The organism is Polynucleobacter sp. JS-JIR-II-b4 (assembly GCF_018687815.1).
Classification (GTDB): domain Bacteria; phylum Pseudomonadota; class Gammaproteobacteria; order Burkholderiales; family Burkholderiaceae; genus Polynucleobacter.
The window spans coordinates 1,139,052-1,151,321 of sequence record NZ_CP061306.1; the positions used below are offsets into that span (position 1 = coordinate 1,139,052).

General features: G+C 45.7%; 11 protein-coding genes and 1 tRNA gene. 6 read left to right on the plus strand and 6 right to left on the minus strand.

Annotation, left to right across the window (positions count from 1 at the left end; translation table 11 throughout):
- Window position 1: 1 nt before the first annotated feature.
- Window positions 2–931, minus strand: coding sequence for a YicC/YloC family endoribonuclease (locus ICV90_RS05805; protein ID WP_215356948.1), 930 nt, complete (start codon window positions 929–931; stop codon window positions 2–4).
- Window positions 932–988: 57 nt separating this feature from the next.
- On the opposite strand from ICV90_RS05805, the gene rph reads away from it, so the two are divergent.
- From rph to hemW, 3 genes are read left to right on the plus strand one after another with little or no spacing between them, the layout of a single operon-like run.
- Entirely contained in the window at window positions 989–1,729 is a 741-nt protein-coding gene (gene rph, locus ICV90_RS05810; RefSeq protein ID WP_215356950.1) for a ribonuclease PH, read from the plus strand.
- Between the two features lie 8 nt (window positions 1,730–1,737).
- Window positions 1,738–2,328, plus strand: coding sequence for an RdgB/HAM1 family non-canonical purine NTP pyrophosphatase (gene rdgB / locus ICV90_RS05815; protein WP_215356952.1), 591 nt, complete (start codon window positions 1,738–1,740; stop codon window positions 2,326–2,328).
- On the plus strand, window positions 2,321–3,508 hold the full coding sequence (gene hemW, locus ICV90_RS05820) for a radical SAM family heme chaperone HemW (RefSeq protein WP_215356954.1): 1,188 nt from the start codon (window positions 2,321–2,323) through the stop codon (window positions 3,506–3,508). Before rdgB ends, hemW begins: the two co-directional genes overlap by 8 nt.
- A 13-nt stretch (window positions 3,509–3,521) precedes the next feature.
- Here the strand turns inward: hemW and ICV90_RS05825 are convergent, their stop codons facing one another.
- The gene (locus ICV90_RS05825) at window positions 3,522–4,319 is read right to left on the minus strand and encodes an enoyl-CoA hydratase/isomerase family protein (protein ID WP_215356956.1); all 798 of its coding nucleotides are present in this window, start codon (window positions 4,317–4,319) and stop codon (window positions 3,522–3,524) included.
- A 7-nt stretch (window positions 4,320–4,326) separates the two neighbouring features.
- Window positions 4,327–5,316 (minus strand): tripartite tricarboxylate transporter substrate binding protein, encoded by a 990-nt coding sequence (locus ICV90_RS05830; RefSeq protein WP_072582522.1) that lies wholly within the window; start codon window positions 5,314–5,316, stop codon window positions 4,327–4,329.
- 76 nt (window positions 5,317–5,392) lie between these two features.
- Here ICV90_RS05830 and ICV90_RS05835 point away from each other — a divergent pair, with 76 nt between their 5' ends.
- Window positions 5,393–6,640, plus strand: a complete 1,248-nt coding sequence (locus tag ICV90_RS05835; protein WP_215356965.1) for a CaiB/BaiF CoA-transferase family protein — start codon at window positions 5,393–5,395, stop codon at window positions 6,638–6,640.
- Window positions 6,641–6,733: 93 nt separating this feature from the next.
- On the opposite strand, the gene ICV90_RS05840 is transcribed toward ICV90_RS05835, so the two are convergent.
- Both ICV90_RS05840 and ICV90_RS05845 read right to left on the minus strand, forming a co-directional pair.
- Window positions 6,734–8,839, minus strand: coding sequence for an alkyl/aryl-sulfatase (locus tag ICV90_RS05840; protein ID WP_215356967.1), 2,106 nt, complete (start codon window positions 8,837–8,839; stop codon window positions 6,734–6,736).
- Between the two features lie 97 nt (window positions 8,840–8,936).
- Entirely contained in the window at window positions 8,937–10,385 is a 1,449-nt protein-coding gene (locus ICV90_RS05845) for a sensor histidine kinase (protein ID WP_215356969.1), read from the minus strand.
- A 46-nt stretch (window positions 10,386–10,431) separates the two neighbouring features.
- Between ICV90_RS05845 and ICV90_RS05850 the strand changes: the two genes are divergently transcribed.
- On the plus strand, window positions 10,432–11,385 hold the full coding sequence (locus ICV90_RS05850) for a hypothetical protein (protein ID WP_251367698.1): 954 nt from the start codon (window positions 10,432–10,434) through the stop codon (window positions 11,383–11,385).
- 106 nt (window positions 11,386–11,491) lie between these two features.
- Window positions 11,492–12,070, plus strand: coding sequence for a hypothetical protein (locus ICV90_RS05855; RefSeq protein ID WP_215356971.1), 579 nt, complete (start codon window positions 11,492–11,494; stop codon window positions 12,068–12,070).
- A 104-nt stretch (window positions 12,071–12,174) separates the two neighbouring features.
- On the opposite strand, the gene ICV90_RS05860 is transcribed toward ICV90_RS05855, so the two are convergent.
- Window positions 12,175–12,264: transfer RNA gene (locus ICV90_RS05860), tRNA-Ser, on the minus strand.
- Between the last annotated feature and the right edge of the window lie 6 nt (window positions 12,265–12,270).

Below are 12,270 nucleotides of genomic sequence, written 5' to 3' on the forward strand. Positions count from 1 at the left end.
ATTACTCGAGGTTTTGAACTTGCTCACGCATTTGCTCAATGAATAACTTGAGCTCTAGAGCTGCTTGTGTGCATTCTTCTGATACAGACTTAGAACTTAGGGTGTTGGCTTCGCGATTCAGTTCTTGCATCAAAAAATCTAAACGCTTACCAACAGGGCCTTTGCCTGCAAGTGCGGTATCTACTGCCTGAAGGTGAGTCTTTAAGCGTGCGAACTCTTCCGCCACATCGATGCGCACCGCATAAAGCACAACCTCTTGACGAATACGCTCCATTAGTTCGGCACCCGCCTTGGCTTGTTCTTGAGCAGCTAATGCTTCAGCCAATCGCTCTGTGAGCTTTTCTTGATACTGAGCCACGTACTCTGGAACTTTAGGTTCAATCACCTTAACGATGTCATGCATCTTGCCGGTAATGCTAGTTAGAACGGCAACCAGGGCCCTGCCTTCTGAATGGCGACTCTCCATGAGAGCTACAAGCGCTGCGCGCCCAGCTTCAACTGTGGCAGTGATCCAGCTATCTTCTTCGCCACGAGGCTCAGAAACAATGCCAGGCCAACGCAACACTTCAGCAATACTCAATTCTTGCGCTTTCGGAAAAGCTTCTTGGGCTTTTTCCTGCAGGGTATACAGGGCATCAAGGCGATCTCGACTTATGGCACCCAAAGCATGTGGATTACTTTTGGCAGCACCTGCTACTGCGCTATTGACCCGCCATGCCGCCCTAAACTCGACTTTTCCGCGCGATAGGCTTTGGGTAGCCAGCTCTCGCAAGGCAGGCTCTGCCCCACGACACTCGTCCGGAAGACGAAATCCTAGATCCAGAAAGCGGCTATTAACAGCCCGACATTCCACCTGCAGATCAGCAACTACACCAGCTCCTAGGGAGACTTGGCGAGAAGCGCTGCCATAACCAGTCATGCTCGATATCATATGGACATTGTAGATTCATTATTGAACTAGACCCCAACCCCACAGGACCCCCTTTCCATGAGCACAGCAAACCCAGTCAACATTGCCCGCCCTAGCGGCCGTAAGCCCACCGATTTGCGCCCAGTAACCATCTCTAGAGCCTTTACTAAGCATGCTGAAGGATCAGTATTGATCGCCTTTGGAGATACCAAGGTTCTGTGTACTGCCAGCATCCTGGAAAAAGTGCCTCCACATAAGAAAGGCTCCGGAGAAGGCTGGGTTACTGCTGAATACGGCATGCTGCCCCGCTCCACCCATACCCGCAGCGATCGTGAAGCTGCCCGCGGCAAACAATCTGGTCGCACTCAAGAAATTCAGCGCCTCATTGGCCGTGCCATGCGTAGCGTCTTTGATTTAAAAGTATTAGGTGAGAGAACCATTCACCTCGATTGCGACGTGCTGCAGGCTGATGGCGGAACACGTACTGCATCTATTACTGGCGCCTATGTTGCGGCTCGTGATGCAGTAAACCAACTTCTTAAAAGTGGCGTCCTCAGCAAGGATCCCATTATCGATAGCGTTGCTGCAATTTCCGTTGGCATTTATCAAGGCGTTCCAGTGTTGGACTTGGATTACCCAGAAGACTCTTCATGCGATACCGATATGAATGTGGTCATGACCGGCAAAGGCGGAATGATTGAAGTTCAAGGCACAGCAGAAGGTGCCGCTTTCTCTCGAGCAGAACTCAATGCACTCCTGGATCTGGCTGAGCAAGGTATTCAAGAGCTCACCCAAATGCAAAGTGATGCATTGAAATAAAGATCGCCATGCAAAAGCTCGTTCTCGCATCTAACAATGCCGGTAAGGTAAAAGAGTTTCAGGCGTTATTAGCGCCCTTGAGCTTTCAAGTGATCCCCCAAGGTGAATTGGGCATTCCTTCTGCAGAAGAGCCACACTTCACCTTTGTGGAGAATGCTCTTACTAAGGCAAGGCATGCAAGCGCTGCATCAGGCTTACCGGCGTTGGCCGATGATTCCGGTATATGTACACATGCATTAAACGGCCAGCCTGGCGTTTTGTCGGCGCGCTTTGCTGGTGAGCAAGGCGATGATGCAGCCAATAATCAAAAACTCATTCAAGATTTAAAAGATCAGGCAGATCGAAGTGCGCATTATGTGTGCGCATTGGTTTTTGTAAATAGCGCAAATGATCCTGAACCCATCATTGTGCAAACACGTTGGTATGGGCAGATTGTTGATGAAGCTGCTGGTAGCAATGGTTTTGGGTATGACCCCTATTTCTTTTTGCCAGATCAAAAATGTACTGCTGCTGAGCTAGAGCCAGAAAAAAAGAATTCAATCAGTCACCGGGGTCAAGCGCTACGTGAATTGATTGCACAACTCAAAAGCCGTGCTTAATTCCAGCCCCAACAAAGTAACGCTGACTACATTGCCTCCATTGGCTTTGTATATTCACTTTCCCTGGTGCGAAAAGAAATGCCCCTATTGCGATTTCAATTCACATCAAATTAAAGAGGGTATTACCAAGGCGGGCTTTGATGAGCAGCGCTATATCAATGCACTGATTGCTGACCTAGAAACTGAATTACCTAATATTTGGGGGCGTCAGGTCCATAGCATCTTTATTGGTGGTGGAACGCCAAGTCTGCTATCTGCCCAATGCATGGATCAATTACTTTGCGCTATCCGCGCTCGAGTAAATCTTGAGCCCGACGCTGAAATTACGATGGAAGCTAACCCAGGATCGATCGAAGCCGATAAATTTGCAGGATTTGCAAAGGCAGGCATTAATCGAGTGTCGATCGGAGTTCAGAGCTTTCAGGATGAACAGCTCAAAGCCTTGGGCCGCATACACAATGGCGAGGAAGCCAAGCGCGCAATAGCAATTGCCCTGAAACACTTCAAATCGGTGAATCTGGATTTGATGTACGGACTCCCAAAGCAGACTTTAGAGTTAGCCAAGGCAGATATTGAGACAGCCCTTTCTTTTAAAACGCCCCATCTGTCTTTTTATAATCTCACGCTAGAACCGAATACCTACTTTGCAAACTTTCCTCCGCAATTACCTAGCGATGATGAAGTGGATGCCATCTTTGAGCAGAATTTAGATTTGCTCACCAAGGCAGGCTACAAACGTTATGAAGTCTCTGCCTATGCGCAGAGAAACCAAGAGTGCAAACACAATTTGAACTATTGGCGCTTTGGTGATTACATTGGCATTGGAGCAGGCGCTCATGGAAAGATTTCTTTTCCAGACAAAATTACTCGCCAAGTAAGAGAGCGCCATCCAGAAAGTTATATGCAAGCAATGGAGTCCAAGGGAAATGCGTTGATTGAATCTCGGGTTCTTGAGGCTAAGGATCTGCCTTTCGAATTCATGCTCAATACCCTCAGACTGACAGATGGCGTTGCCACCAATACTTTCAGCGAGAGAACTGGTCTGCCTTTAAACGTGATTAGCAAAGGCTTGGCAGAAGCTAGTAATAAGCAATTACTAGATGAGAATCCCAGTCAGCTGAAAGCCACACCACTAGGAATGCGCTACCTCAACAATCTTCAAGAGATGTTTTTGGATTGACTTGCCTTGAGTGCTAGTTACCAGTCCAAATCGGTGGCTCGCCCTTTAAAAAAGCAGCAACTCCGTTTTTGAAATCATGACTGCCATAGGTTTCACTGATGAGATCATTGCAGTCAGGCAGATTATTTTTTATTAATCTTGCTAATACTAGCTTGCTTGATTTTTGGGTGATGGGAGCCAATTTACTCAATCGCTCTGCAAGAACATCGGCCTCATGCCCTAACTGATCTTGTTCGTATGTTGCCAATAGAAATCCCTGCTTTAGTAACTCTGGAGCTGAAATCATTTCTGCCAATAGCAACATCCGCTTCACAATATTGATATTCAGATGCACCACCAACCAAGCAACATTACCTGCGGATAAACAGTTGCCAAGTGTTTTAGCAATGGGTACGCCATACTTGGCATCAGGAGTTGAAATTCGGAAGTCGCAGCAACTAGCTATCGCTAATCCGCCACCAACAGCCATGCCATCAATCACGGCAATCGTCGGAATGGGCAAGGTAGCGAGCGGACTTAGGTAGTCATCAATCCCCTTTTCGTAGAGAACGCCATCTTGACCATCTTTAAAACTAGCAAATTGCGCTATATCGCTGCCGGATATAAAAGACTTACCGCCAGCGCCGCGCAAGATGGCTACTCGTATCTTTGGATTCTTGGCAATATCTTCACAGATGGACTTCAGGCTTTGATACATCCCTACTGTCATTGCGTTGCGTGCCGCTACATGATCAAAGGTAATGTGGGCAACATTGCCGCGTATCTCTAGCGAGACTTGTGCAATATTGCCCACCTTATTTTGTTGTGTCATAAAAAGCTTATTCAGCTTTGATATTTAAGCTCTTTACTAAACGCTGGTATTTAGCCAGCTCGCCAGCTAAGAACAAACTAAATGCTGCAGGTGTTGCAGGCCCTTCAGGTTGTAAGCCCTGAGAGTCAAGTGTCTTTTTAATTTGTGGGTCGGCCATGGCGGCTTTAACAGCCTGGTCAATCTTGTTGACTACCGCTGGATCCATACCCTTTGGACCCATGATGGAGTACCAGTTGGTCACATCAAATCCTGTAATGCCAACTTCGTTAAACGTTGGTACGTTTGGAAGTATGGATAAACGCTTTGGGGTAGAGATTGCCAAAGCCTTCAAACTGCCGTCTTTAATTTGCTGCAAGTTCGGCGGCAAGGTATCAAAGTTCATCGTAATTTGACCACCCAGCAAATCAATGATGGCCTGACCGCTACCTTTATAGGGCACATGGTTTAACTGAATGCCGGCAATCTTGGCAAACAATGCACCTGCTAAATGTTGAGTACTGCCAATGCCAGAGGATCCATAAGTCATCTGACCTGGATTTGCTTTAGCAAGAGAAATCAATTGTGAGACTGAGTTCACAGGCAACGAAGCTTTCACCACCAAAACGTTAGGAACGTATCCCAAATAAGTAATGGGTGTGAAATCCGTAGCGGGGTTGTATTGAACGTTAGTCAGCACAAATGGCGCAATTGCATTGGAGTTAGAGTGGCCTACTAACAAAGTGTAGCCATCTGGATTCGCCTTAGAAACTTGATCAGCTGCAATTGTCCCCGCCGCACCCGATTTATTTTCCACAATAACGCTTTGACCCAAAATCTCACCCATTTTTGGAGCAAGGGCTCGAGCAACAATATCGGTACCGCCGCCAGGTGCAAAACCCACGATCAGTCGAATGGGTTTAGTTGGATAAGACTGCTGTCCTAATGCAAAGAAAGAACTCGTGGCCAGCGTAATTGCAAGCAAACTACGAACGGCCCACTGAGGCGATTTAAGCAACATAAAGTCTCCAAAATTGTTTTTATTGTGTTTGATACTATTAAAGGCTAATTCTAAACATATAAAAACAAACGAGACAATGACGAAAACACCTATAAATGACGCTTTAAATGGTGCGCATGATGGATCTAGGCCATTACCTCTCTCAGGAGTGCGTGTACTTGACGTCAGCCAGGTCATGGCCGGCCCTTACTGCTGCATGCTGTTGGCGGACTTGGGTGCGGATGTTATCAAAATCGAGCCTCCGGGCACAGGCGATCAGACCCGTGGCGCAATGGGTTTCAAGATGAAAGGTTCAGATAGCATGGGCTTTCTGAACATGAACCGCAATAAACGTAGTCTCACCTTAAATCTCAAAACTGAGGCCGGCAAGAAAGTATTCTTCGAGTTAGTCAAAACAGCCGATATTTTGGTTGAGAACTACCGACCCGGCGTTATGAAAAAACTCGGGATTGATTACGCATCATTAAAAGATATCAATCCTGGTTTGGTCTATGCCAGCATCTCTGGCTTTGGCCAAACTGGTCCATGGGCAGATCGCCCTGGTTTTGATCTCATGGCTCAGGCAATGTCTGGCGTTATGAGCGTCACTGGCTACCCTGACGGACCTCCAGTCAAAGCTGGTGTCCCGGTAGCGGATATTGGTTGCGCACTCTTTGCGGTCTATGGAATATTGTCGGCATACATTGGTAAAACCAAAACTGGTGAAGGTCAATTTATTGACGCCTCACTCTTTGATTCTGCTTTGGCATTCTCCATCTGGGATACCGCTCAATACTGGGGTACTGGCGTTGAGCCCTATAAGCTTGGAACAGCGAATCATATGAGCGCGCCCTATCAAGCCATGAAAGCTGCCGATGGTTATTTTGTGATGGGCGCAACCAATCAAAAACTCTGGAAGTTACTTTGCGACAAGATTGAGCGCCCTGAATTATTTGAAGATGCCCGTTTTAAAACCAATCCACTGCGCTTAGCCAATCGCTTAGAGCTTGCTTCTGAACTTGAAAAAACATTTGTTACCAAAACTGCAGATGAATGGGTAGACACCTTATTGACCGCAGGCACCCCAGCCGGCCCGATTAATACCTACCCAGAAGCATTTGATAGTGAGCATGGCCGCCATCGCAAGATGCGGATGGACATTGATCATCCGGTAGAAGGCAAAGTTCCTAATATTGGCTTTGCCGTCAAAATGAATGGCACGCCACAGCAGGTCTATCGTCACCCTCCTTTGTTGGGTGAACATACCAATGAGCTTCTTGCCGAACTAGGTATTGCAGGTGATGAACTGAAGTCTCTTGAAGCGGGTGGCGCCTTTGCCCCCTAGTTTTTAGCTTAATAAACAAAAAGATTTAGTAATAAGATAGTTAAAAAGGACTCCGCAGGGTCCTTTTTAACTACTAAGAGGCGTACTCCTTAATTACTCACCAGCAGTAATTGCCATCTCCTGAGCTGAGAATGGATCCTTAGCGGGAGCGGCTGGTTTTGGAGCAGCCTTACCTTTGGTACCTGGCATTAGTTCAAAATCAGGTACAAAGACTGTCAGGGTGCCTCTAAGTTGGTCGAATGATTTGCGATCGCCATCGAACTTCACCTTACCTTCAGCTAGCAACTTTTCAAAAGTTAATTGTCCACCCATCACCTGCTCAAGATCACTCCGATTAAGTGTGATGGTCAGATTTGGGTTCTTGGCCTGCTGACCTTTAATGTTGGTTAAAGCAGAATTGCTCATCTCAATTACAAATTTTTCACCATTGTCTGGAGTAGAAAGATTGATCACAAAGTTCATGTCCGCAGCTTTTTTACTATCCATGCTGATTGCCAAAGCATTGAGCCAGAGTTCGGTTGTCATGCCTTTAATCATGTCAGGACCATTAGATTTTGGAGAAGCGCCTGTTGGCATGCCATGACGTAGTTCATAAGCAGCTCCCAAGAAACTATTGCGCATGCTTGGGCTTTCTTTTTGGTAGCCAATCTGCTCAAAAATATCAGCCAGTAAATCTTTGGCAGCCGTATTGTTTGGCTGTGCATAAACTAATTTATTGACGATCTCCATAGCTTCGCGGTATTTTCCTTGCCTATAGAGATCTTTGCCCTTAGCCATAATCTTGGCAGAGCCGCCCATCATCTCCACATATAAAGGTGCGGAATTTTTTGGTGACAACGGCGCTAATGTTGCTGGGTTGGCATCCCAGTAACCAAGGTAGCGATTAATCACAGCGCGGCTATTGTGCTCCTCAGAGCCATGATAGCTATGGGCAGCCCACTGCTTCTTCAAGCTCTCAGGCTGCTTGTAAACGTTCTGAATTTCATTAATAGTGACGCCATTGTTTGCTAGGTGGAGCACTTCGTTATGCAGGTGAGCATAACTATCGCGTTGTGTGCGCATTACTTCCTGAATGCGTTCATTACCCCAGCGTGGCCAGGTATGCGATGCAAACATCACTTCACTCTCATTGCCATAACGATATAAAGCGTTATTAATATTCTTAGACCATGCCAGCGAGTCGCGAACTAAGGCACCACGTAAGGTGTAGATGTTATGAATGGTGCCAGTGATATTTTCTGCCGCCCAGAATGCTTTAAATTGCGGGAAATAGGTATTCATCTCCGCAGGAGCTTCAGTGCCTGGTGTGTTTTGGAACTCCATTTCTACGCCATCAACCGTCATTTTTTCATACGGTTGGTTGATATAGACGTTAGGCTCGATCAACCCTAAATTACCAGCAGCGGTATTTTTACCGATGGATTGGTCGACGTGACCAAATGGGCTGCGAGGCAATAACACACCATACTGGAAGTACATTCTGCGGGTCATAGCATTGCCTGCATAGACGTTTTCAGCAATCGCATGATCCATAAAACCAGCCGGCGCAATGACCTTGACTTTTCCGCTCTTCACATCGGCCTCATCGACTACACCACGCACACCACCGAAGTGATCACCATGCGAATGCGAATACACCACCGCTACAACAGGACGCTTACCAAGCTTTTCATTTACAAGCTCTAGTGCAGCACGAGCTGTTTCTTTAGCAGTTAATGGATCGAAAACAATCCAGCCAGTATTCGTCCTGATAAAGCTAATGTTTGCTAAGTCAAAGCCGCGTACTTGATAAATTTTTCCTGGCACAACTTCATATAAGCCGTAGCCCATATTGAGGATAGCTTGACGTTGCAATGAAGGATGCACGCTATCAAAGTCTTTACCCTGCAGGAGAAATTCATAGCTACCCATATCCCAGGCAACGTTGCCGGCATCTGCCATGATTGTTTTATAAGGCGGGGCCGCTATGAAGCCCTTTTTAGATTCCTCAAAATCACGCTTATCCTCGAAAGGCAGCGTCTTACGCAATCCATTTTGCAGCTCAACCGTATAGCTTGATGGCGCCTTACCTTTTGGATCGAAATGCTTCCCCTGCATAGCGCCTGGATCCGCAACCACACCACCACCCCCTGCCGCCATTGCTAACCCAGAGGTCATTAATGTTGCTGCAACCGAAAACTGTGTGAGTTTGATTTTCATAAAAGCCCAAAGTAAGAGTGTTTTGATTACTTCAATGATATGTTTGAGCTAATCAATGGCAATTAGCCCCACAGCTAATGTCAGCCTATTCAGGATATTAAATTGCGTAGACTGCAACTACAGGTAAACCAACGAAAAAGGTAGTTCCCTTACCTGGGAATGACTCAAACCAGATAGATCCGCCGTGCCTCATCACAATATGCTTACACAACCAGAGACCAATTCCCATACCGGAGCTTTTGGTGGTTGAAAGCAGCTCAAACATGTGGGCCTGTACTTGTTCATCAATTCCTGAGCCTGTGTCTGCAATCGATATTTGAAAACCAGCACTACTGTGCTCGCCTCGAATCGTAATAGATTTATTTAAATTTTCAGTCGACTTCAATGCATCAATTGCGTTGATGACCAAATTCAATAGGACTTGTTGAAGTTCCCCCTTATTAGCAGTGATAAACAAGTTTTCCTCTAACTTGAGAATCATCTGAATATTCTGATTAACAATTTCTGGGCGGGCAATGGTGAGTACTAAATCAATTAATTCAGCAAGATCAACTTTAGCAGATGCCATCTTTTCATCAGCGAATACCGATCTAAGGGAGCGAATAATGCTTGCTGCACGCTGATTGTCTGCCAACAAAGAATCTAAAACTTCTTTCTGTAAGTCAGGATTTAATTCGCCTTCAGAAAGTTTCTTTTGCAAAAATTGAATATTCAGACTTGAGGCCCCCAAGGGCTGATTAAGCTCATGTGCAATAGAGGCCGATAAAGCTCCGGTACTGGCGGTCTTATTGGCCTTTAATAGCGATGCGATGAGGAGCTCTCGCTCATGTAAATGGGCTTTAGTAGCTTCACTTTCATTCGCTGTTTCGATATTCGCAATAGTAATTTGCTCGGCCCAGTATCCCCCAATCGCAATATATGACAAGGTATTCATCACGAGTTGGGAAATGGTAAACAGGATCAGCAGCTGTGGAATCTGATCAACTTGACGAATGGTAAAGGCCGAGGCAACCATGGTGACGAATCGTCCTAACGCAAAAAACATTTCAGCAAAATTGGCATATTGCATATAAACCAATTGCTTAGATGGGGAAGATTTTCTCTTCTTGCCTAGCTCATAGATTTGCCAGCAATAAAAAAGGCTAGCAAGCCCTGCCATTACTGCAGTACGACTTTCAAAAGATCCATGCAGACGCAGGGAATCAAATACAACAACAAAAATGAGGACAGAAACTGAAGCAGCTATCTTTACTCGTTTAGAAACTTCATGATTGAGAGACTGACAAAATAAAGCTTGCAACATCGTTGCCACATAGAAGAAGGTATTGGCTACCGTGAAATTAAATTCTGGATTTGCAATATTTTGAAGAGTAATAATTCCTGTCCCAAAAATAAATAACCCCACCACATTGACTAGCAGGGATGACATCCAATAAAAACTGGGTCTCAGGAGATTCTGAGAGCGGTAATAGTGATAGATTCCAAAAAATAGGCCCATCTGAATGACGGCCAGAATAAAGAAGTAGATAGAAATGAGCAGCTTCATATTTGCTATGGTACATCCACTGAATTGATTCGCTAAAATGGCTGTCATGCGGCCTTTTAGTAGATCCCAGCTCCTTTTCTTTGTCACCCTATTTGCCGCCGGGATTGGCTTTGCACATGCCCAATCGGCGTTTTATAACGCCGCTAACAATTACCTCAAAAAGCGCGCTGATGCTTTTATGACGATTACGGGTTATTCACTTACTCCAGATGTGACAACAGGCTCGTTATCGATCCGTAACAATGGCGGTGATAACTCCGACTTGCAAATGATTTCTCTAGGAGGTGGTGATCGAATTAGCGCAAACTTTCCACTCTATTTAGAGGGGACCTTGGCAGTTAATCGTTACAACCCAACTTTTAGCGATGGCATCGCCAACACATCTGTTACGGTACCAGTTCATTGGAATAGCGTTACGGGCACCGGCGGTATTGGTTGGGATTTTCCAATCACCAATGAACTCCGCTTTCGACCTATAGCTAATGTCATGCTCGGACATTTAGAGAGCGATATATCTATTGCCTCTAGAGTCATCCAGAATCAGAAAGGTATCGACTTGCAGTTCCTTAATGGCGGTCGCATGAATTCTTATGGTTTGGGTGGCTCGGTCATGCTGGATTATGAGAACTACAAACCCGATCAAGAAATTGATGTGGAGCTGCGTTACACCAATATCCCAGTACAAACATTTGACACCTCAACTGCAGTGCAAGGCTCTGCCGATTCGCAAAGTCTGGCGCTTTGGGCTCGCAGTCGCATTCCAACACCCATCACATTATTAGATAGGCCACTAAGAGCGGTATTTGAAGTGGCGCATACCGAGTTCCTGGGCGACTTACGAGGAGCCCTGGGGTTTAACTCCCTCTCCTCCGTAGGCACCGGCATAGAATTAGACCGAAGCGCATCTGACCCTATATTTACTCGCATTAGAGTCGTATTTAGGTATCAGTTTGGTCAAAACGTGCATGGCACCTCTATTGGCCTAGCTGCCAGCTTCTAATATGGGCAATACAATAGCCACAAATGCTAAATTGCTAGGATTTACTATTTTCCGCATTACCACTCAGTGGTGATGCTCTTTCAACATCCATAAGGATCAAACTATTATGAAAAAAATTATCATTGCTGTCGTCATTGCTGCAATCGCAGTTGGCGGCTACTTATTCCTCACTAAACCAAAGGCTCCTATTGCTGGCGTAACTGCTCAAGAATCCGCGCTTATCTATGATGGTGAAGTAACCAAAATTGATGCTGCAACTCGCACAGTTACCCTCAAAAACCAAGACGGCGAAACTTCTATCGTTGCGGGCCCTGAAGTGAAGAACTTTGCTGAAATTAAAGTGGGCGACCATTTTGATGTTGTGTATGAACTTGCTGTAGCTATTGAATTAGTTAAGGTAAAAAATCCAGGCACAACCAGTGAGCAAGTTAGCACCAGCACTACGACTGCTCCGCAAGGCGATAAGCCAGGCATGATCACTACCAACACTGTTACTGCTACAGCCAATGTTGAAGCAATTGATGCAGCTAAAAATATCGTTTCTTTAAAAGGTCCACAAGGAAATATTTTCAAGGTTAAGGTTCAGAATCCTGACTTGATGAAAGATATTGCCGTAAACGATCAAGTAAAAGTGGTTTACACAGAAGCGATTGCTGCAGTGGTAACTGCACCAGCTAAGAAGTAATCAAGAAATGCAGTAGTTCTTCAGCAGTTCTTTAGTAGCTCTTTTCTAGGAGCTAGAAAGATAAAAGCCCAGCAAGTAGTTGCTGGGCTTTTTCACATTTAACTTGGCGGAAGAGGTGAGATTCGAACTCACGGAGGACTTTCATCCTCGCCAGTTTTCAAGACTGGTGCATTCAACCGCTCTGCCACTCTTCCTTTAAT